The sequence below is a fragment of the Actinomycetospora sp. 2LY8.5 genome, from assembly GCF_057180585.1.
On the sequence record NZ_JBXUHE010000062.1, the window covers coordinates 1 to 21,465 of the forward strand.

Genomic DNA, 21,465 nt, shown 5'->3' on the forward strand with positions numbered 1-21,465 from the left:
AACGTCCAACCCGATCCAACTACCCTCGCCAGGCACCGGCGCCTCCCTCGTAAATGCGGCACCGCCACCAACGACGGTGACCCGCGCCAACTTACGAGCGGAGGCGCCGGCCTCCATACGGTCTAGACCCCGGCGGCGTGGCCGGGCAAGCGAGCTACTTGACGACGCTCGCGCTGGTGAGTTCCCCGTCGGGCGGGGCCTGGATGACCGGGAGGGTTGCGCCCCGGCGATCGAGCTCGGCGTGCAGCCTGCGAAGGAGCTCGTGCTTCTCGTCCTCTGGGGGGAAGAGGTACCGGTCCTGGCCCTCGGTGTTGAGCGTCTCGAGGGCGTTCTCGGCGGTCGTGCGCTCGACGAGGAAACGCACGGTTCCCGGGCCCGTCGGGTTGACGCGGCCAATGAACCGCGCCGAGAGGCCCATCGGGAGGCCGTTCAGAGGCACGAAGTACAGATTCCCGGGTCCCGAGAGAGCTTGAGGGGAATGGACGGAGAGCTTGAGGTCGAAGCCCTCTTTGACCCGTACTGCCGCAGTGACTCGAAAAGGGATCGGGAACCCGTCTTCGGTACTGAGCGTGAGGCGCGGCGGCGGGAAATCACCGGCTGCGGCGCGGTCGGCCTCGGCTCGCCAGTCCCGCGGGGTGCGCTCGCTTCTGCTCGGCCGTCCAGCCGGCCTGGGGTCGGACGGCCTGGTGACCCGATCGTCCGGCGCTGCCCACACTGTCGGAGACGTGTCTAGATTCCCCTCGGGCCACCACCAGATCCGCAGCGGTGTGACAGCCGTGTAGATCCGTACCCAGTACCAGGCCGCCTCGTACCAAGCGCGCTCACGGGCCCGCAGCGGGACCCAGGGCCACCCCTCACGGATCCACCGGTCGGTGTTGGCTTGCAGATCAGCGTCGTGGACCGAGGCTGCACCGGCGATCGCGACCAGCGGTTCGCCTGCAGCACCTGATCGATCGAACAGGATCCCGACTTTCGGATTGTTTCGGGACCGCTCGGCCTTGAGCGGGTAGGTCACACCGGTCGAGATATCGATCGTGGGATCGTCGCCGACCGTGGGGGCGACGACATCGCAGATCGGTACCTGCTTGTGTGTCAAGGAGGCGAAGTAGGCGACATTTGAGCTGTTCAGAACATCGACGACCTCACTGGGAACCCCCGAGTCGAGCAGACGGTCGAAAGACATCTTGCACCTCGTCGTAGACTGCTGCGCTCAACCGAAGACGGCCCTGCTCACATCTCTTGCCTCGCGTGTGACTCGCAGAGGTCGCACGTAGGAGAGATCGTCGCGGTCCTGGGAATACGGATGGATCAGCGGCGTGAGCTTTTCGATCGTACCTTCGTCACTCCACCACTCGACGAGCGTGACACGATCCACGATGCCCCACCGCCCGTCACGACGCTCGAGTCGGTCGACGTAACGGCCGCCTCCGGTCACGAACGACCAGGAATCGCGAAGGGCTGCCACCAGTGTCACGTAACTCTCGCAATGTGCGACATCGCCATCCACCTCGATCGAGATGTTGGTGAGGATGTGCTGGTGGCTGCGGAAGGACCGGTCGTGGAGACCTTCTGCCCACTGGATCATCTCGTCGGCGGTACCGATGAAGCTGCCGTGGTCGTCCTTCGCCCCGGGGTGGAACGCCGAACGCGCAAGCTCCGCATCGTGCCGGTCCATCCCTCGGGCCACCCGGATGAGACAATCCTCGATCTCGGCGCGGTCTGCCAGTTCGGAAAGACGGTCGGCGGGAACGGCTGTGGTCGTCATTTCTTCTCCTCTCGCCGGGCCCGAGTGGGCCGAGGCGCTCTCGGGAACTAAGACAACTGAACATCATCACCGCTCTTCACGCGGTCTACACTTGCGCAAGCAGTCGGTCGTCCATGCGGTGGCGCGGGACGCGGACGTACGCCGTTCTCTGGCGCCCTTCCGCCTGGTCGATGCCGCGTCGGAGCCCTCACGTCGGTCCGAGGCCATGGGGGCGACGGAGAAACACCCGACCCTCGTTAGGTCAGCACAACGCCTTGGGAGGCACGAGCCCTGCTTCAAGCGCCGCGATCTTCAATGCGAGGTGCTTCGAGTGGATTCGCCCGTGCTGGATGGCGCCCGCCATCAGCCAGAGTTGTTTGTGTCCCGACTCGCCAAACAGCGTCCCGAGTTCCCCGCCTCGGTTGGGGTCGAGCACCCAGACCTCTGGAATGATGTCAGCCACGGCGTCCCCGAGATGCTTGCGGACGGTCTCGCGCATGTTGTGGTATCCGGTGCAGAGAACGACGACGTCGGCGTCGAGTCGGCTACCATCCTCGAAGGTCAGGCCGTCGGTGTCGAAGCCGGCCACTGAACCGCTCTTTAGTTTGATCGAGCCGTCGATAATGAGTTGCGAGCAGCCCTGGTTGATGTAGTAGCCGCTTACGCCCGTTGTGTTGTATGCCAGATAGAGCATTCCTTCGTCGTTGGTCTTGAACCCTGCCTCGGCAAGGCCGTCAAGCAGGTCCTTGTCGAGTTGCTTGAGCATGGGCACGGCGTCGTGCGCGGCTTTCGCAGCGACCTCCGGTGGATAGGACTTGAACAGCAGGTCGCTGTACTCGATGTCGGTGTCGCCGCCGGGGTAGTATGCGGCGTAGGCGGCTGGTACAGCCTTCTCGAAGCTCATCACGTAGGTCGACGACCGCTGGACCATGGTGACGTCTTCGATTCCCTGTTCCCAGAGATCTTGGGCTATGTCGTGCCCGCTGGCTCCGCTGCCGACGACGACAACCTTTCGGCCCGCGAACTCCGCTGCCGTGCGGTACTCGCTGGAGTGGAGGATTCTGCCGGCGAACTGGTCGTGCCCGGCCAGGTCGGGAATTTTGGGGATGCTGAGCAGACCGGTCGCGAACACGATGTGTCGCGGCCGCAACGTGACCGTTTCACCGTCGACGCGGCGAACGTCTACCGACCATTGGCCTAGAGTGTCATCGAAGGAACCGCCGAGGAACTCGGTACTGGACCAGACATCGAGATCGAGCGTCGCTGCGTACGACTCGACCCAGTTGGCGAGCTTATCCTTCGGTGCCGAGAGCGGCCAGCTGTCCGGAAACGGCAGGAAAGCGAACTGGTCGGCGAACGACGCGGTGTGGGTGATCAGGTTGTAGTGTCGGTTCCGCCAGCTATCGCCCAGCCGGGCGCTGCGATCAATCGTGATCGCGTCCACCCCGAGGTTGTCCAGCCAGGCGGCAACCTGAAGGCCGGACTGTCCAGCACCGATGACCAGCACCGAGGGCGCCGCACTGGGGAACGGCCGCGCGGGGTCGCGACTATCAACCCAGTTCGGTCGACCCGCCTCCGCCGTCGTCCAGTCGGGGTCGCTCGAGTCGTCCCACGTCGTGCGCTTCCTCGGCGCGCCTTTGAGCCCGGTCATGTCGGTGACCAGACTCGATGCGACGTACTCCCCGTCGGAATCGGGCACCAGCCGGACGAGGCCTTGCGCATGTGCGACGTCGGTCTCGAAATCGAATACGGCTTGAACCCATCGCGAGCCGAACATCTCCACCTCGGCCGGAGCTGGATCGGCGCGCAGAGCGTGCTGTCGGATCGTGGCCGCGACGACGCCGTCTGGCCAGTCCGCGATCTGCTTGGCACCGCGTGCCGAACGAAGATCCCATGTCAGGGCGAGCGCGTCTCTCCACGAGGCATTCTCCGTGAACAACGCAGCAAGCTTGGCGCCATCGCCAGCATTCACCAAGTCCGCGAAACGCTGGATCCAGCCTGCTGCGGTGGACGTACTCACCGCCACCTCCGCGGTCGGGTCGGTCTGGGCGGTCATGTGTCATCTCCCGTATCGGTCGTCAAAGGAGGAGCGGCGGCTACGTGGCCCGGCCGGTCGGCAACGAACCGTGCCGCGCGGGCACTAACCGACCGGAGCTCTGTCCTGGGTTGGCGGGGAGGCGAGCCCTCGGTAGGCCACCGCGACGCCTGCACCGGGCGCACCCCCACCGGAGAGGCCGGGATGTCGTTAACCCACGCCCAGACGCTTCGTCCCAGCGTGGGACCTACCTTCGACGCTGAAGCGTCTGTGACGCGAGTCTCCATCGATCCGATATACTGACGCAGAGCGGCGCCAAATGCAACGGCCGACCTTGGGGATCGCGTGCCAGATCAGGCGGTGCGCGCCGGCAAGCGCCTTCGGGACACGCAGCGTGTCGGCTCTTGCTGGTCAAGATCTCTTCCGGCTCATACCTACATCGACCAGGTCTATCCGGACGTTCCGCACGGCGCGAACCACGCGCTGCGGCTCTTAAACCAACAGGGGAGGTGTCCGCTCATGGCTCGGGTATTGCTAGACGTCAGACGGCAACTTAGTAGCGTTCTCCCGACCAAGCCCAAGGCAGACAGCCCGGCCTCGCGGTCGAATTCGACGAGTTCCACTCCAAGATCGACGCCTGGTGATTAGATGATCACTAGGCGAGCTGTGCTGTTCCTCGGCGACGACTGGGCCGAAGATCACCGTGACCTGGAGGTGCAGGACGACAACGGCAATCGGCTGGACCGAGCCCGCAGCCCGGAGGGCGCCCACGGGCTGGCCCAGCTCCATGCCCTGATCGGCCGGCACGGCGGCGATGAGCTCGAACCCGAGCAAGTCGCGGTGGGCATCGAGACCGATCGCGGGCCGTGGGTGGCCGCGCTCGTCGCGGCCGGCTACAACGTCTATGCGGTCAACCCTCGCCAGGTGACCCGTTACTGAGACCAGCACTCCACCTCGGGGGCCAAGAGCGACGCCGGCGACGCGCATGTGCTCGCGGACATGGTGCGCACCGATCGCCATCAGCTACGGCCGGTGGCCGAAGACACTGCGGCCGACGAGGGGCTCAAGGTAGTGGCTCGGACCCATCAGAACCTCATCTGGGACCGCCAACGCCAGCTGCTGCGACTGCGCTCGGCGCTGCGGGACTACTTCCCCGCCGCCTTGGAAGCCTTCGACGACCTCACCGCGGCCGACGCGCTCGACCTGCTGGCAGCCGCGCCCGATCCGCACGCGGCGGCTCGGCTGTCGCGCTCACGGGTCACCAAGGCGCTCGCGCGGGCCCGTCGTCGCGACGTCGAGGCGAAGGCCGAGCGGATCCAGACCCTCCTGCGCGCCGAGGCGCTGACCCAGCCGGCCGCCCTCACGGCCGGCTATGCCGCGTCGACACGCGCGATGATCGGAATCATCGCCGCGCTCAACAGCGAGGTCGTCGAACTGCAGAACCAGGTCGAACAGCACTTCGAGCAGCACCCCGACGCCGAGATCTACCGCAGCCAGCCCGGCCTTGGTGACGTCCTCGGCGCCCGAGTGCTCGGCGAGTTCGGCGACGACCCCGACCGATACTCCGGCGCCCGAGCCCGCAAGAACTACGCCGGCAGTTCACCGATCACCCGCGCCTCCGGCAAGAAGAAGATCGCCCTCGCGAGGTGGGTCCGCAACCGACGGTTGGCAGATGCGCTGCACCAGCAAGCGTTCTCCGCGCTCAACGCATCACGTGGCGCGCGGGCCTACTATGACGCGCTGCGTGAACGCAAGATCTGAAGCGCCCCGGGTTCAGTGGAGGCTGGGTTCTCCCGAGATCGGATCTTCTCGGGTGTTCTGTTGACGGTAGTAGCTCTGTTCGTACTCCACCGGTGGCATGTGGCCGATCCCGGTGTGCAGCCGCTGGGTGTTGAACCAGTGCACCCAGGACAGGGTGGCGAGTTCGAGGTCGTCGACGGTGCGCCACGGACCGTCACGGCGCACGCACTCGGTCTTGTAGAGCCCGATCACCGACTCGGCCAGAGCATTGATGCTCCTATAGATCGCAAGTCGTCAGGCAGCCTCAGGAAGCGGGTCGGGGTGACGCTCCGGGACGTCGGCTGGCGGTGGGAGCAGCCGGTAGATCTCGCGGGCGAGGTAACGCTTGAGGCAGCGGATGATCTCTCGCTTCGAGAGGCCTTCGGCGGTGCGCCGGGCCACGTAGTCGATCGTGGGCTGATGCCAGCGCATGCGGACGATGACCGCGCGATAGAGCGCGGCATTGGCCTGCCGGTTACCGCCCCGATTGAGCCGGTGGCGCCCGCTGGTCTTGCCCGAACCCGCCGGGATCGGGCTGGCACCACAGAGTTTCGCGAACGCCGATTCCGAACGGACCCGGTCGCTGTTGTCGCCGGCGGTGACGAGCATTTCCGCGGCGATGTCGAGACCGACACCGACAGCTTCGACCAGCCGAGGCGCCGCCGTCTTGGTCTGAACCTTGAGATGACGACTGTGGCTCTTGATCTCCTCGTGCAGCTCGAGCCAGCGACGGGCCAGCGAGCGCAGCACGTGGCGCATCGCCGCCTCGGGATCGTCGAGCTCACCACCGGGCTCGAGGGCGGCGCAGGCGGTGATGAGCTGGTGATCGGTCAGCGGCTCGAGCTCGACGCGCAGCTCGTCGACCGCGGTGACCAGGGTTGCCTTCAACGTGATCATCGCGCTGGTGCGGGCCTTGACCGCGGTGTCCCTCGCGACCTTGATCAGCCGAAGGGCCTCGACCGCGCCGGCCGCGGTCTTCGGGATCGGGTGGCGACGGCCGGACAGGACCTGGCGGGCGGCGTGTTCGGCATCGATGGTGTCGCTCTTGCCCGAGAGCCGTCGCTCGCCCTTGCGCGGTGGCCGGTGCACCTCGTGGACGGTCAGTCCGTGCCGGCGCAGGAACCAGGCCAGCCCGATGCCGTAGCAGCCGGTGCCCTCCACTCCGAACGCGACCAGGCAGCCCTCGGGTCCGACATGCTCGCGGCACGAGTTCAGCAGCGCGGTGAAGCCGGCGAGTGTGGCCGGGATGAACAATTCCGCGAGGCGGCCGCCGAGTCCGTCGAGCAGAACTGCGACGTGTTCGTCTTTGTGGGTGTCGACGCCGACGATGACATCGTCGCGGCGCAGCTTCATGCTGGGCACGGCCGTGGGTCTCCTTCACAGATCCCGGTGTCCGGTTCCGCTGGTCGGGCGGGCGGACAGGACTGCGATGGGACCTGGTTGCGTCAGGCTCCTATGAGGTCACTGCCCACCCGGCCAGCGGGCATGGCGTCGCCGCCACCGGAGCCGACACGTCAACGCGAAGGCACCCTGCGGGGCCGGTCATAACAAGGGTCAGACCCCGGCGGCGACGACCACGGGATGCTCGCAGTCGTAGCTGTCCCCGACGCTGCCGATCGAGGCGACCGCGCCGGCCTCGGTCAGACGGTTGCCGTAGCGGATGGCGCAGTATTGCGATCCCGCGTCGCTGTGGTGGATCAGCCCGTCCAGGCGACCATCGCGGGTGTGACCTGCGCGTTCGCAAGTCCAGATCGCCATCTCCAGGGCGTCGAGGGGCAGCTCGGTGGGCATCGAGGACGCGGTGCGCCACCCGACGATGCGCCGCGAGTACACATCGGAGACGAACGCGGTGAACACCGTGCCCGACCAGGTCGCCACGTAGGTCAGATCGACCACCCACAGGGCGTTGGGTCGGCTGGCGGTGAACTCCCGGTCGACCAGATCCGGGGCCCGCTCGGACTGTCGGTCCGGCCGGGTGGTGATCACCGGCCGGCCGCGGCGCACCCCGCGCAGCCCCAGCGAGCGCATCAGCCGCTCCACAGTGCAGCGCGCCACCGGTGCCCCGTCGGCGGTGGTGACCCCGTCGCGGCGCAGCTGATGCCACATCTTGCGGGCCCCGTAGACCCCGCGCCCGCGCTCCCGATCCCAGAACGTCGCCTCGATCGTCTCGGCCAGCGCGGCGTCGGACAGCGTCCGCCGCGAAGGCTGACGCGACTTGTGGGCGTAGTAGCCGCTCGGGGCGACCGCGATGCCCTCACCGTTGAGGGCAGCGCAGATCGGCTCGACCCCGAACCGGTGCTTGTACTGATCGATGTAGGCCACGATCAGCGGGTATGGCGGTCGAGCTCCGCCGCCGCGAAAAACGCCGACGCCGTCTTGAGGATCTCGTTCGCGCGGCGCAGCTCGGCGTTCTCCCGGCGCAGCCGCTTGAGCTCCTCGGACTCCGCGCTCGTGGTCCCCGGTCGTCGCCCGTCGTCGATGTCGGCCTGCTTGCACCAGCCGCGCAGGGTGTCCGGAACGATCCCCAACTGGCCACCGATGCGCTTACAGGCCTCGTTGACCGACAACCCGGGCTCCTGCTCGCGGACCTCACGCACCATGCGCTTAGCCCGCTGACGCATCTCCTCGTTGAACTTCCTCGGCGCCGGCACGATCGCCACCTTCCCGTGGGATCAGAGCCTCCACCAGACCCGGGGCGCTTCACCCCGGCGTCCCCCGGATCAGGCTGCCGCCAGCTTCACCCGACCGCTACGACGGACAGGCGACGAAGGACTCTCACCTCTATTCGGACAAACAGCGCCTCGTGGCGCACCACCGCTCGTCGGACAGTCCCCCTAGGCGCCGACGGGCCGACCGGCTGCCCACGGGCGATTCGTCGGTCGGCATGGACGGGGGCGCGCGGTCCGGACTACGACGTGGGCTCCGCGAGGGCGGCGAGCTGGATGGCGACCTGGTCGCGGAAGCGGTGGACACTGCGCAGCTTGATCGCCTCGTAGCCCCGGACGGCGTCGGCCAGTTCCGCGAGCTCGACGATGGCTGCGACGGTGTCGGTGTCGAGGTGGGTCAGGGCGGAACGCACGGCGCCCTGGTACTCGCCGATGAGCTCGCGCTCGGTCGCCCGGATCTCGCCGTGGCCGAACACGTCCAGGGGGGTGTGGCGGAGGTGTCGGGCGGCGCGCAGCACTCGGAAGGCGAGCTCCGCGGTCCGTCCACGCAGCCGGATCTTCCGGCGCATGCCCATCGCGCGCAGGAGCGGCGGGTGGAGCATGAACGACACGTCGGCACCTGCTCCGAACTCGGCCTCGCGGCGGGCCGTCTCGACGGGGTCGAGGTGCAGGCGGGCGACCTCGTACTCGTCTTTGTAGGCCATGAGTCGGTGCAGCCCGCGGGCGTAGGCGCACCCGATCCGTGCAGCGTCGTCGCGGTCGACACGCTCCGCCGCCAGCGCGGTGACGCGACGGACCTCTTCGACGAAGCGGTCGGCGTAGGCCTGGTCCTGATATCCGGCGAGATCGGCGGCCCGCGTGGCCAGCACGTCGGCGAGCTCGTCGTTGACGGCGGCGGCCCGTGCGGTCGTGGCGGATCGGGTGTCGATCTCGACGGCGGGCGGGGGCGGCGGACACAGGGCCGCGATCACCGCGTCGTTGTCGATCGCGGCGGCACGGCCCCAGCGGAACGCGGTCAGGGTGTCCTCGACCGCGGCGCCGTTGAGACGGATGGCCGCTTCCAGGGCGTCGAGGGAGAGCGGGAGGACACCGTGCTGCCACGCGGCGCCGAGCAGCAGCATGTTGGTGGGCATGTGGTCGGAGAAGAGAGCCTCGCTGATGCGTTGCGCGTCGATGCACAGCGCATCCCCGCCACGCGTGAACTGATGGATCCGCTCCATGCCGTCCTCGGTCGAGCCCGGTAGCACGACCTTGTTGGTGACCATCGCTGCGGTCGGGGTGAGCGAGGAGTTGACGACCGCGACGGTGTGGCCGGCGCGCGCCACCGCGAGGTTGGTCTGGTCCGCGGCACCGACGAGGTCCATCCCGATCAGCACGTCGGCGCTGCCGCTAGAGGCCCGCAGCGACCCGGTGATCGGGTGCTTGGCGATGCGGACGTCGGAGACGACCGGCCCGCCCTTCTGGGCGAGTCCGACCTGTTCGAGCCCGGCGGCGAACAGCCCGTCGAGGTGTGCGGCCATCTGCAGGATCTGCGAGGCGGTGACGACCCCGGTGCCGCCGATGCCCGGCATCCGCAGCAGCGTGGCCTCGCCCCCGAGGCGGGACGTGGGTTCGATCAGTTCCACCGGCAGGTCGGGCACGACACGCTCGGGCGCGGTGGCAGGCTTCACGAGCAGGAAGGAGGGGCAGTCGCCCTTCAGACAGCTGTAGTCGGCGTTGCAGCTGGCCTGATGGATGCGGGTCTTCCGGCCGAACTCGGTGTTCACGGGCTGCACGGACAGGCAGGTGGAGACGTCGCCGCAGTCCCCGCAGCCCTCGCACACCCGTTGGTTGATCATGACGCGCTCGGCTGGGGTGGGCAGCGCGCCGCGTTTGCGCAGGCGACGTTCCTCGGCGGCGCACCGGTCGTCGTGGATGAGGACGGTGACGCCCTCGACCGCGGCGAGCTCCCGCTCGGCCGCGGCGAGATCGTCGCGATGGCGCAGTGAGGCGATCGGATCGAGGGTCACGCCGCGGTAGGCGGAGAGGTCGTCGGTGGTGACGACGATCCGCCGGACCCCCTCCAGGGCCAGCTCGTGGGTGATCGACGGGACGTCGAGGCGCCCGGCGGCGCGCTGTCCGCCGGTCATGGCGACGGCGTCGTTGTACAGCAGCTTGTAGGTCATCGAGACCCCGGCCGCCGCGGCCGCCCGGATCGCCAACGAGCCGGAGTGGTGGAACGTGCCGTCGCCGAGGTTCTGGACCAGGTGGCGGTCGTCGGTGAACGGGGCCAGCCCGATCCACTGCGCGCCCTCGCCGCCCATCTGGGTCATCCCGATCTGGTGTCCTCGGTGGGCGCCGTCGAGGGCGACCATGATGTGACATCCGATCCCCACCCCGACGAGGGTGTCGTCGTCCGTGCGCGTCGAGGTGTTATGGGGGCAGCCCGAGCAGAAGTAGGGAATGCGCGACCCGAGCCCGCCGGTGGCGTCCCGACCGGTTCCGGTGGGCAGGGCCATCCGGGCCGGTCGAGGCGGGCTGAGCAGCTCGAGGTACCGGGCCGCGGCCGCGGGCAGTACCGCCGACCCGAGGTGGGCCGTCAGCCGCCCGACAAGGGCGCGAACGACGTCCTCGGCGCCGAGCTGGCCGCGGGCACTGAGCAGCGGGCGGCCCCGCTCGTCATGACGCCCGACGACGAGAGGCCGCCGCGGGACGTCGTAGAGCGCCTGCCGGAGGTGACCTTCGAGGAAGGGGACCTTGTCCTCGACGACGAGGACCTCGTCGAGGTCCGAGGTCATCGCGGCCAGCGCCTCGTGGTCGATGGGAAACGGCATCGCCAAGCGCACCAGGCGGACGCCCAGGGTCTCGAGCTCGGCCTCGCCCAGGCCCAGGTCCTCCATGGCGCGCTGCACCGTGGCGTACCCGGTGCCGGAGGCGACGATCCCGAGCCACGCCTCGCGAGCCGTGAAAGTGACGCGGTTGAGCCCGGTGTCGCGGGCGTACGCCCTGGCCAGGTCGAGGCGCCGGGTGAGCACATCGTGCTCGGCGTCGAGCGCTGCCGGCCCGACCAGCGTCGGAGGAGGTGGACGGAGCCGCGTCGGCGGGTGCGGGACTCCGAGGAGGTCCGGGCGCAGGGCGCCGACGTCGACCGTGGTCGACGCGTCGGCGAGGTCTGCGATGATCTTCAGTCCGCTCCACAGCCCGGTGGCGCGCGACAGGGCGACCGCGTGCAGGCCGAGCTCGACGATCTCGGCCACCGACCCCGGCGCGAGCAGCGGCATCGACAGGCTCGCGGCCATCGGCTCGCACGAGCTGGGCACCGTGGAGGACTTGCTCGCCGGGTCGTCACCGATGATCGCGACGGCACCGCCGAGGCGCGCGGTGCCGGCCGTCGTGCTGTGGCGGATCGCATCGGCGGCGCGGTCGAGGCCGGGGTTCTTGCCGAACCAGAACCCGACGACCCCCTCGTGCCGACGCCCGGGGACCGCGTCGAGCAGCTGCGTCCCCGCGACGGCGGTCGCGGCGAGCTCCTCGTTGACACCCGGAGTGAACACCACGCCGGCCGGGTCCAGGTGACGCCGGGCACGCCCGATCTCGGAGTCGAAACCGCCGAGCGGGGAGCCCTGGTAGCCGGAGACGAACACGCGGGTGTCGAGGCCACGGTCCTTGTCGAGACGGCGCTGCTCGAGCAACAGGCGCACGAGGGCCTGGATGCCAGTCATCAGGGCACGCCCGCTGGTCGCGGTGTACTTGTCGTCCAGGGTCACGGTATCGGCGACCGGCGTGGTCATCTCGGGCCTCCTGGGTCGGGAGCACTCGACGACCATGAGAAAGGATCGCCGCGCCAACGAACAACGAAGAACGCTGAGAATGCCCCGGGAACGCAACGGACAGGCCTACGATGCGGTCAAGCTCTGCTCTACTTTGCGAGAAGGTGGACCATGGCCGTCATCGATGACATCGATCGTCAGCTGCTGACGCTGCTCCAGCTGGACGCGCGACGGACGTTCGCCGACATGGCCGGGCGGGTCGGGCTGTCGGTGGCGGCGACCAAACGGCGAGTTGATCGGCTCCGAGAGGCCGGCATCATCACCGGCTTCACGGTGCAGATCGACCACACCAAGCTGGGGTGGGGTGTGGAGGCCTTCACCGAGGTGCGCTACGCCGGCACGACGCCGGTCGAGCAGATCGTCGCCACGGCGTCGACGGTACCCGAGGTGCAGGCGGTGTACACGATCGCGGGCGACCCCGACGCGCTCGTTCAGGTCCGCGTGCGCGACCTCACCCACCTGCAGGCCGTGATCGACGGGCTGCGGCGGGCAGGAGCGGTCACCGGGACCAAGACGTTGATGGTGCTGGGCCGGTGGACCCGTGAGGGGTGAGAGCCTCGCATCATGGGTCGAGCGGTGGGGCGCCTGCTACTGACCGAGTTCGACGTCGTGAGCGATCGCGGACTGGGCCCCGGGAGCATGCCGCTCGAGGACCAGCATGGTCTCGCTGCGCTCGAAACCGGGGCACTGGCGCACGGTCTCGAGGAGCCCGACTCGTAGCTGCTCCTGGGTGCGGACGCGGGCGAGGAGGACCAGGTCCCACCGTCCGGCGACGACGTAGACGGCGATCACCTCTTTGAGCTGCATCAGGTAGTCGATTACGGCCCGTGGGTCAGCCTCGGCCCGCAGGGCGATGGAGACAATCACCCGCATCCGGTATCCGAGCGCCACCGGATCGACGTCGGCGTGGTAGCCGCGGATCACGCCGGTGTTCTCCATGCGGGAGAGACGTTCGATCACCGTGCCGGCGGACACGCCGATCTCCCGGGACAGGGACCGGGCCGACCGTCGGGCGTCGGCCCGCAGCAGGCGCAGGATGTGGAGGTCGATGTCGTCCAGGGCCACGTCGAGCGGGACACGTGCTTCGCTCATCGTGCCGCCCTCCCCTGCTCGCCGTGATCTGCTGGCCGGGATCTGCTGGCCCCGGAGGGCGGGCGCCGGACCGGCTGACGCTAGCACCCTGCCCGCCGGCACCCGATCGTCCAGAGCCGGCCCCCTCCCGCGCGGCTCACCCGGTAACGCGCACCCGTGCCGGCAGACACTCATCGATCAGTGCCGAGCTCCTGCCGTATCCGCCAGACCCCGCCGTCCGCTTCGCAGGCCACGTGGACGGCACCGTCGCCGGTGACCGCGACCCCGCAGAACGGCGAGAGCGGGCCTTCCAGCATCGCGACGCCAGCGATACCCGGCAGGGTGTTGCGCCGACGAGCGAGACCGGACTCGGTGGCCAGGCCCCGCACGATCGGAGCACCCGCACCGGTCTGCCGGTCGAGGGCGACCACCGAGCCCGCTCCGCGGTCGAAGACGTACAGGGTGTCGCCGTGCGCGGCCAGTCCGTGTGGCTCGTCCAGCCCGGTGAGGAGCGTCGTGGCGCCCGTGCCGTCCACAGCCACGACGCGCCCGGCCCCGCCCTCGGCGACGAGCACCGTCCCGTCGGATGCCACGCTCACGCCGGTGGGCCGGTCGAGGCCGGACGCGACGACGCGCGTGACGCCCTCCCGGACGCCGACGAGCTCGCCGGCACCGTGGGCGCACACGAGGACCTCGCCGTCCTGCGCGACCGCGACCCCCATCGCGCCCGGGATCCCCGCGGCGACCTCCTGCGCGGGCTCCTCCAGACGGAAGCGAGTGAGCGCACCACCCGGGCTGGTGAGCAGCAGCCCGCCGTCCGGGTGCGGGGCGATCCCGCGGAGGTACGGGGGCGGGGTACCGGATTCCACGATCATCATCGGTCGGTCGACCCGGCCGTCCGGATGGATCACGGCGAGGCTGACACCGTCGGCCGCCAGGACCGTTCCGTCCGATGCCGCGGCCAGTCCGAAAGGGCCCAGCATGGAACCCGCGACGATCGGCCGGACCTCGCCGCCCGGTGCCAGGGCGGTCACCGCGCCGTCGGTGAACCAAGACGCGATGATCTCCCCGTCGGGGCCGAACTCGAGATTGTCCATCCCGGGCGTGGTGCGCACGACGACCTCGTGAGCGCCGGTCACCACGTCGTAGCGGTGGACCGTGCCGTCGCCCGCGCTGAGCGCGACGAGCGCCCCATCGGGGGCGAACTTGACCGCCGTGGAGACCGAGAGACCCTCGGCAAACCTCTCCGGTGCACCCCCGTCCGGCGAGACCCGCCAGATCTCGCCGAGCGGGACCAGCGGGAAGTACAGCTTGCCGTCCGGGCCCACCGAGATCGCGTTCGGGCACAGCAGCCGGTGGCGATCTCCCGTGGCGGACGGCCATCGGCGTACAACTCCAGGAGCCGGCCGCCGACGCGATACTCGCCCACGAACACCCGGTCCCGGTCCACGGCCAGACCGTTCGCGCACGGGACCTCGCCGGACAGCACCTCGACCCGGCCGTCGACACCACGGACGCTGACGCGCCCGTTCATCAGCTCGGTGGCGTAGAGGTTGCCCCTCGAGTCGAACGCGACGTCGTCCGGCGAGACGAAGTCCCCGTCGACCGGGCTGATGACGCTCACGGTCCCGTCCGTCTCGACAGCGCTGATCTGGCTGCCGAAGGCCTGGGCGACGTACAGACGGCCATCCGGTCCCCAGCGCAGACCGTTCGCCCCGACGAGAGTGGTCGGGGCGACCAGCGGCTCGACCGTCCAGCCCGGCTCGCCCCTGGGCGGGGACCAGGGAAGGCCGAGGCGACTCGTGCTCATGATCTTGGCTCCTCGCGCTCGATCAGATCCGGGCGTAGACGGTCTTGCTCTCCAGGAACTCGCTGATGCCCTCCGGTCCGCCCTCGCGTCCCCAGCCCGACGCCTTGGGAAGCCGCCGAAGGGCATCGACTTGTCCGCGAAGCCGTAGTGGTTCACCCAGACGGTCCCGGCGCGCAGCGCACGCGCGACGCGATGGGCCGTGCCGACGTCACGGGTGTCGATCCCCGCCCCAGGCCGTACTCCGTGGCGTTGCCCAGCGTCGCGACCTCGTCGGGATCCGTGAACCGGGTGATGCCCAACACCGGACCGAAGAGCTCCCCCTGGACCATCCGCATGTCCGGACGGACCACAGATCTGCCCGCTGTTACGGAAGCTCCCCATCGGAGCGGCCGGGATCCCGGCGTCGAGGTCGGCGTCGGGGAACACGAACACCGGCGACTTGCCACCAGCTCGAGGCTGAGCCGCTTGAGGTTCCCCCCGAGGCCCGCACGAGCTCGCGGCCGACCGCGGTGGACCCGGTAAAGAAGATCTTGTCGACGTCCGGGTGCGCGGCGAGCGCGGCGCCCGCCTGAACGCCGTACCCGGGCACCACGTTGAACACGCCGTCGGGCACCCCGGCCTCCCGGGCATGGGCTGGGCGAGCGAGTACGAGTGCAGGTCCAGCCCGCCGCCGGAGAGCTCGTCGGTGCGGCTGTAGGTCTTGCCGACCCATCCGGCGAAGTAGCGTATGGTCGCTGCGCCGGAGCGGATCGAAGCCCTCGCGTCCCCCAGCGGCATGCCGTTGTCGAGCGTCTCGTCCGCGCGAGGTCCTCGACGTGCGGCAGCACGAGATCGCTCCAGCGCCAGAGGATCTCGGCCCGGTCGGCGTAGCGCAGGCCGGTCCAGGTGCCGGCGTCGACGGTGCGTCGGGCGACGGCGACCGCGGCGTCCACGTCCGCACCGTCCCCGGGCGGGGACGGTGGCGATGATCTCGCCGGTGGCCGGGTTCTCGACGGGAAGGGTGGCGCCGGAGCTCGCGCGACAGGTGTCCCGTCGAGGATCATGAGTGTCTCGGTCATGTTGGTCTCACCAGGTGTAGTCGATGGCGACGCGCGCGGCCTCGCCGCGCTGCATCAGCTCGATGCCGTGCTGGATGTCCTCGAGCGCGACGGTGTGCGAGACGACCCCGTCGAGGCTGATCTCTCCTGCGGCGTACCGGTCGACGAACCCGGCCACGTCCCGCAGGACCGCACCTCCCATCAAGGTGCGCTTCCAGGTGCGGTTGCGCAGGGTGCTGAGCCCGATGCCGAGGGGCGCACCGTCCGGGATCATCCCCACCGACACGATCTCCCCCCACCCGAGGTTGGCCGCCTCGAACGCCCGTCGGGTGAGCTCGACGCTGCCGACGCACTCGAAGCAGTAGTCCGCACCGAGCCCGTCGGTGAGCTCACGGATCGCCGCCACGGCGTCGACGCGTGAGGCGTCGACGAAATCGGTGGCGCCGCGCGCGCGGACGGACGCGTCCCGGGCCGGGTCGATGTCGACGGCGACGATCCGCGAGGCGCCGGCGAGCGCGGCACCCTGGACCACACCGGCACCGACCCCACCCACGCCGAACACCGCGACCGAGGAGCCCTTGCGGACGTTCGCGGTGATCAATGCCGCGCCGAGCCCCGTCGTGACCCCGCAGCCCAGAGCGCACGTGGGCACTGCCCGGACGGTGTCGTCGACTCGGACGAGCTGGTCGGCGGGCACCACGCTGTGCTCGGCGAAGGCCGCGAGCCCGAAGAACGCCGCGACGCGGGTGCCGTTCGCGTCGCTGAACGGTGTGTCCTCGGGAGCACGGAAGCTCCGTTGGAACTCGACGCAGATGTTCGTGCGCCCGGAGACGCAGTAGGGACAGCGCCCGCAGTGCGGCACGGTGAACGGCATGATCCGGTCGCCCGGGACGAGTGCCTCCACCCCGGGCCCGCAGACCTCGACGCGGCCGATGCCCTCGTGCCCGAGGATGACCGGGAAGCGATGCGGGAACTCGCCGGAGAGGAAGTTGAGGTCCGAGTGGCAGATCCCGGCCGCCTCCAGCCGGATCCGTACCTGGCCCGGCCCGGGATCGGCGAGCGTCACCTCGATGACGTCGAGCGGTGCTCCGGGCGCGGACGCGACGGCGGCACGCGAGCGCGTCGGCATCTCAGCGCCGCGCCCGCGCCGGGACGAGGCCATCGGTGACGAGGAGCGAACCTCGTGCGCATCGCTTCCTGATCGGCCGAATCTCCGAGTATTCCGGCGAGGAGTACCAGCGGCGCGCGGCCTCGACGGAGTCGAACTCGATCACCACGACGCGACCGATCGGTGCGTCGCCCTCGAACCGCTCGCTGTCCCCGCCGCGGACGAGGTAGCGGCCGCCGTACTGCTCCACGATCGCCGGCACCCGCGCCGCGTACTCCGCGATCCCCTCGGGATCGTGGACCTCGAGCGTGGCGATGATGTAACCGGGCATGGCTCCTCCTCCCCGCGCCGCTCAGCGGCAGCGCAGGACGATCTTTCCGATGTGCTGGCGGGCCTCCATCCACCGATGCGCGTCGGCGGCGTCGGCCAGGGGGAACTCCGAGTCGATCGGTGGTCGCCAACCGGTGCGCTCGATCTCGGCCAGCAGCCCGGTGAACTCCGCACCGTGACCCAACGTCGTGCCCAGCACGGAGCACTGACTGAAGTAGAAGGCCCGGACGTCGAGCTCCGTCCGGGCGCCGACGGGGGCACCGAACACCACCAGCCGGCCCCCGGGCCGGAGGCATCGCAGGGACGCCGCGGTGTCGCGGCCCACCGCGTCGATCACCACGTCCGCACCTCGATCGGTGAGCCGGCCCAGCTGCTCCACCCAGTCCGGGTCGGTGTAGAGCACCCCGCCCGCCGCTCCGGCCGCCACCGCCGCGTCGATCTTCTCCACCGACGAGGACGTCACGAACACCCGAGCGCCCGCCCCCGTCGCCAGCGCCACCACGAACGTCGAGATACCGCTGCCCGCGCCGAGGACGACGACGGTCTCCCCCGCGCGCAGCCCCGCCCGGGCGAACAGCGCCCGGTAGGCGGTGAGCCCGGCGGTCGGGAGCGCCGCGGCCTCCGCCCAGCTCAGCGTCGCCGGCCTGCCGACCACATTCGCCTGCGGCACCACCACGTACTCGGCATAGGTGCCGTGCCGGACGTCACCCAGGATCGTCCACCCCGGCCCCGGCGCCGTGGGGTCGGGCCCCCAGTCCAGCGACGGCTGGATGAGGACCTCCTCGCCGGTGTCCACGCGGACCCCTGCACCGTCGATGCCGAGGATCCGCGGCAGCGCGGTCCCCAGCCCGTCGCGGCGCACCAGGACGTCGTGATGGTTGACCGACGCGGCCCGCAGCGCCACCACGACCTCCCCGGGGCCCGGCTCGGGATCCGGCCACTCCTGGCTGCGGAGCACCTCGGGGCCGCCGTGCTCGTGCACCACCACCGCGCGCACGGCTCAGCTCACCCGGACCAGGGCGTCCACGGCCACGGCATCGTCCTCGGTGAGGATCACTGGGTTCACGTCGATCTCGACGATCTCGGGTGCCACGGTCGCCACGGCGCCGACCCGCCAGGCCGCGTCCACGAGCGCCTCACGGGCCGTGGCCGACGTGCCGGTCCTGGTCAGCACCCGGGCGAGCCGGGCGCGGTCCACCGCCGCGGCGATCTCCTCGCGCGTCGCGGGCAGCGGGACCAGCGATGCGTCGGCGAACTCCTCGATCCACCGACCACCCAGCCCGACGCTGAGCATCGGACCCCACTCCGGGTCGCGCACCAGCCCGACGTAGGCCTCCACCTCTCCACGGACGAACTCGGCCAGCAGGACCCTCGCGTCCTCAGGCTGTGGCAACGCGTCGATGGCGGAGCGCAGGGTGAGCCAGTGCGCGGCCAGCTCGCCGGTGTCCCGCGCGACGCCGGTCACCAGGCCGGTACCCGCGCGGTGCGTCGCCTCGGGATGCAACGCCTTGGCGAGGACCGGGTAACCGATGTCCGACGCTGCGGCGGCGGCCTCGGTGTGGGAGTCCACGATCCGCTCGCGCGGGACACGGATGCCGTTGCGACGCAGGAGCTCCTTGCCCTCGTCCTCCAACAGGAGGCCCCGGCGCAGGCCTGCCGTGTCCACCTCGTGCGCTGGTGCGCCGGCCGTCGGCCGCGGGTGTGCGCTCTCGGACCGGGCCCGTGCGGTCTCGACGAGCGCGCGCGCCACCACCGCGCCGCCGGTCGCCGAGCGGGCGGGGAACAGCCCTGCCACCTCCAGTTCCTCCAGCTCGGCGCCCCCGCGCGCGGACATCCACACCGGCACGATCGGCGTGGCCGAGTCGGCGGCGACCTCCCGGCAGGCGTCGGCGAACACCTGGCTGACGGCGCCGTACCACGCGTTGAACAGCACGAGCACCACCCCGACGGCCTCGTCCTGCGCGGCGATGCGGAGCGCGTCGCGGAACGTCGTCCCCCGGAAGCTGGCGTCCGCCAGGTCCAGCGGGTTGGTCAGCGACACCGATCCGGGGAGGACCTCGCGCAGGCGGGCACGGGTGCCCTCGCCCAGCGTCGCCAGCGTCAGGCCCTCCCGGTCCAGCGCGTCGGTGACGACCACGGCGGAGCCACCGGACATGCCGAGCACCAGCGTGTCGGGGCCTGTCGCGGCGAGGCCGCGGTCCAGATGCGCCGCCACCTCGACCAGCCGGTCGACGTCGTCCACCAGGACGATCCCCATCCGCCTCGCGCTCGCCTCGGCGGCGGCCCGGGACCCCACGATGGCGCCGGTGTGCGACGCCGCCGCCGCTCGACCGGCCTGCGACGCCCCGGACTTGAGCAGCACGATCGGCTTGCCCGCCGCGCGGGCACGCTCGGCGACGACAGCGAGTCGGCTCGTGGACGGGAAGTGCTCCGCGACCAGCGCGATCACCCGCGTCGCAGGGTCGTCGACGAGGTACCCCGCGAAGTCGGCGATGTCGAGGTCGGTCTGGTTGCCCGGGGAGAAGAACGCCGAGAATCCGGCCCCGCGGTGGCGGGCCTGCAGGACACACCGCGTCAGGCCGCCGCTCTGGGCGACGACGCCGATCGAGCCGGCGCCCAGCTCGTCCGGAAAGCCCGGCTGGATGGTCAGCCCCAGCGGTCGGGCCAGGTCACCGACACCCGGGCAGTTCGGCCCGACCATGCGCAGCGTCCCCGCCGCCAGAACGTCGCGAATCTCGGCGTCGAGCCTGCGGCCCTCCTCGTCCCCGGCCTCGGCGAACCCGGCGGAGATCACCACCGCGAACACGGCTCGCCGTGCTTGCGCCTGGCGCAACACGTGCGGAACCTCCCCCCGGGCCACAGCCACCAGCACGAGGTCCACGTCCTCGTCGACCTCGTCGAGCGACGCGACCGCCGGGTGCCCGAAGACCTCGCCGTGACGGCTCACCAGGTGCACCGTGCCGTCGAAGCGGGAGTGCTCGAGCAGGTTCCGGGTGGCGTTGCCGCCCAGACCCCGCTCCGAGGCGCCCACCACCGCGATCGAGCGTGGCGCGAGCAGTCGGGTCAGGTCGGCGAGCTCCTGCTCCGGTCGTGTGCGCTGCTCCAGGATCGTCATCGGGCCACCGCCGGCACGGCCTCGTCGCGCTCGGAGGCGAGCCTGTCCAGCTGGCGGAGGAACCGGGCGTTGCGCACGAACGGGCCGTCGACCATGCCACCGTCGACCACCGTGACCGCGCTGTCCGCGGCCTGCGCGGTACCCGTGCTGGAGAGGACCTCGTCTGCCCAGGCGACGTCGTCGGCCGAGGGCCGGTAGGCCGCGTTCAGCGTCGGGATCTGCCGTGGACTGATCGCCAACGAACCAGCGAACCCGAACTGGGCGGAGATCTCGGCCTCCTCGCGGGTGCCGTCGAGGTCCCGGTAGGTGGAGAAGCCCGGGCTGACCGGATCGATCCCGCCGGCGCGCGCGGCGGTGACGAAGCGGCCCATCGCGTAGGCGTACTCGTGCCTGATCGGGCCGAGCAGCCGGTTCGCCCCGAGGTTGATGCGGCGCAGGCGCAGGTCGGCGCCGAGATCACCAGCACCGAAGATCATCGCCGTCATGCGGGGACCCTGCGCGATGACCTCCAGCGCCTGCACCGCCTGCACCGTCTCGACGAGCACCCAGACCATCACCGAACCGACGTCGCGGCCCACGGCGTGCTCGGCCTCCGTGATCAACCGGTCCGCCTCGGCGACGTCGTCCGCACTCTCGACCTTCGGAAGCATGATCGAGTCACAGTGGGTGGCCACGGCTGCGGCGAGGTCGTCACGGAACCACTCGGTGTCGGGGCCGTTGACGCGCACCAGACGCTCGAGGCAGCGCCAGTCGCCTGCCAGCGCCTCGGTCGTGACACCGCGGGCGGCGCGCTTGCGGGCGGGCAGGACGCCGTCCTCCCAGTCGAGGATGCACACGTCGGCGGCCGACGCCGCCATCTTGGTCAGCATCGCGGGGTTGTCGCCAGGGGCGATCAGCACCGATCGGCGCAGCCGCAGGGTGCCTCGGCCGACGGCGTTGCTCGGCGAGTCGGACATCGCTT

Annotated in this window: 15 protein-coding genes, 5 pseudogenes and 1 other annotated feature; of the genes and pseudogenes, 3 read left to right on the plus strand and 17 right to left on the minus strand. The window is 70.3% G+C overall.

Annotated elements, in window-relative coordinates; translation table 11 throughout:
* Positions 1 to 154 precede the first annotated feature (154 nt).
* The 3 genes from AC2A1K_RS33225 to AC2A1K_RS33235 form a co-directional block, all read right to left on the minus strand.
* Positions 155 to 1,183 carry a hypothetical protein gene (locus AC2A1K_RS33225; protein WP_483900633.1) on the minus strand — a complete coding sequence of 343 codons (1,029 nt, stop codon included), beginning with the start codon at positions 1,181 to 1,183 and terminating at the stop codon, positions 155 to 157.
* Positions 1,184 to 1,210: 27 nt separating this feature from the next.
* Entirely contained in the window at positions 1,211 to 1,765 is a 555-nt protein-coding gene (locus AC2A1K_RS33230) for a nuclear transport factor 2 family protein (RefSeq protein ID WP_483900634.1), read from the minus strand.
* Between the two features lie 241 nt (positions 1,766 to 2,006).
* Complete coding sequence (locus AC2A1K_RS33235; RefSeq protein WP_483900635.1) at positions 2,007 to 3,800, minus strand: flavin-containing monooxygenase; 1,794 nt, start codon at positions 3,798 to 3,800, stop codon at positions 2,007 to 2,009.
* A gap of 645 nt (positions 3,801 to 4,445) precedes the next feature.
* On the opposite strand from AC2A1K_RS33235, the pseudogene AC2A1K_RS33240 reads away from it, so the two are divergent.
* Positions 4,446 to 4,922, plus strand: a pseudogene (locus AC2A1K_RS33240) (IS110 family transposase); the annotation flags it as partial.
* A 249-nt stretch (positions 4,923 to 5,171) separates the two neighbouring features.
* Positions 5,172 to 5,540 carry a transposase gene (locus AC2A1K_RS33245; protein WP_483900653.1) on the plus strand — a complete coding sequence of 123 codons (369 nt, stop codon included), beginning with the start codon at positions 5,172 to 5,174 and terminating at the stop codon, positions 5,538 to 5,540.
* A 12-nt stretch (positions 5,541 to 5,552) separates the two neighbouring features.
* Here AC2A1K_RS33245 and AC2A1K_RS33250 read toward each other — a convergent pair.
* From AC2A1K_RS33250 to AC2A1K_RS33270, 5 genes and pseudogenes are all read right to left on the minus strand, one after another.
* A pseudogene (locus AC2A1K_RS33250) lies at positions 5,553 to 5,789 on the minus strand (integrase core domain-containing protein); the annotation flags it as partial.
* Positions 5,790 to 5,813: 24 nt separating this feature from the next.
* Positions 5,814 to 6,911, minus strand: a complete 1,098-nt coding sequence (locus tag AC2A1K_RS33255; protein ID WP_483900654.1) for an IS110 family RNA-guided transposase — start codon at positions 6,909 to 6,911, stop codon at positions 5,814 to 5,816.
* Positions 6,912 to 7,148: 237 nt separating this feature from the next.
* Positions 7,149 to 7,880 (minus strand): annotated as a pseudogene (locus AC2A1K_RS33260) (IS3 family transposase); the annotation flags it as partial.
* Positions 7,794 to 7,925: a sequence feature (AL1L pseudoknot), on the minus strand. Its footprint overlaps the pseudogene before it by 87 nt.
* Positions 7,883 to 8,209, minus strand: coding sequence for a transposase (locus tag AC2A1K_RS33265; protein WP_483900636.1), 327 nt, complete (start codon positions 8,207 to 8,209; stop codon positions 7,883 to 7,885). Its footprint overlaps the feature before it by 43 nt.
* Before the next feature lie 257 nt (positions 8,210 to 8,466).
* Positions 8,467 to 11,994, minus strand: a complete 3,528-nt coding sequence (locus tag AC2A1K_RS33270) for an indolepyruvate ferredoxin oxidoreductase family protein (protein WP_483900637.1) — start codon at positions 11,992 to 11,994, stop codon at positions 8,467 to 8,469.
* Positions 11,995 to 12,144: 150 nt separating this feature from the next.
* On the opposite strand from AC2A1K_RS33270, the gene AC2A1K_RS33275 reads away from it, so the two are divergent.
* Entirely contained in the window at positions 12,145 to 12,585 is a 441-nt protein-coding gene (locus AC2A1K_RS33275; RefSeq protein ID WP_483900638.1) for an Lrp/AsnC family transcriptional regulator, read from the plus strand.
* Between the two features lie 36 nt (positions 12,586 to 12,621).
* On the opposite strand, the gene AC2A1K_RS33280 is transcribed toward AC2A1K_RS33275, so the two are convergent.
* The 9 genes and pseudogenes from AC2A1K_RS33280 to AC2A1K_RS33320 form a co-directional block, all read right to left on the minus strand.
* Positions 12,622 to 13,125 carry an Lrp/AsnC family transcriptional regulator gene (locus AC2A1K_RS33280; protein ID WP_483900639.1) on the minus strand — a complete coding sequence of 168 codons (504 nt, stop codon included), beginning with the start codon at positions 13,123 to 13,125 and terminating at the stop codon, positions 12,622 to 12,624.
* Positions 13,126 to 13,295: 170 nt separating this feature from the next.
* Positions 13,296 to 14,432 (minus strand): hypothetical protein, encoded by a 1,137-nt coding sequence (locus tag AC2A1K_RS33285; RefSeq protein ID WP_483900640.1) that lies wholly within the window; start codon positions 14,430 to 14,432, stop codon positions 13,296 to 13,298.
* Between the two features lie 647 nt (positions 14,433 to 15,079).
* Positions 15,080 to 15,249 (minus strand): annotated as a pseudogene (locus AC2A1K_RS33290) (aldehyde dehydrogenase family protein); the annotation flags it as partial.
* Positions 15,250 to 15,449: 200 nt separating this feature from the next.
* Positions 15,450 to 15,626 (minus strand): annotated as a pseudogene (locus AC2A1K_RS33295) (aldehyde dehydrogenase family protein); the annotation flags it as partial.
* Between the two features lie 353 nt (positions 15,627 to 15,979).
* Positions 15,980 to 17,080 carry an alcohol dehydrogenase catalytic domain-containing protein gene (locus AC2A1K_RS33300; protein WP_483900641.1) on the minus strand — a complete coding sequence of 367 codons (1,101 nt, stop codon included), beginning with the start codon at positions 17,078 to 17,080 and terminating at the stop codon, positions 15,980 to 15,982.
* A gap of 1 nt (position 17,081) precedes the next feature.
* Positions 17,082 to 17,390: a DUF1330 domain-containing protein gene (locus AC2A1K_RS33305; RefSeq protein ID WP_483900642.1), complete on the minus strand. Its 309-nt coding sequence runs from the start codon at positions 17,388 to 17,390 to the stop codon at positions 17,082 to 17,084.
* Between the two features lie 21 nt (positions 17,391 to 17,411).
* Complete coding sequence (locus AC2A1K_RS33310) at positions 17,412 to 18,386, minus strand: quinone oxidoreductase family protein (RefSeq protein WP_483900643.1); 975 nt, start codon at positions 18,384 to 18,386, stop codon at positions 17,412 to 17,414.
* Between the two features lie 3 nt (positions 18,387 to 18,389).
* Entirely contained in the window at positions 18,390 to 20,504 is a 2,115-nt protein-coding gene (locus AC2A1K_RS33315) for an acetate--CoA ligase family protein (RefSeq protein WP_483900644.1), read from the minus strand.
* Positions 20,501 to 21,460 carry an HpcH/HpaI aldolase/citrate lyase family protein gene (locus tag AC2A1K_RS33320; protein WP_483900645.1) on the minus strand — a complete coding sequence of 320 codons (960 nt, stop codon included), beginning with the start codon at positions 21,458 to 21,460 and terminating at the stop codon, positions 20,501 to 20,503. The genes AC2A1K_RS33315 and AC2A1K_RS33320 overlap by 4 nt, the downstream gene beginning before the upstream one ends.
* Positions 21,461 to 21,465: the final 5 nt, after the last annotated feature.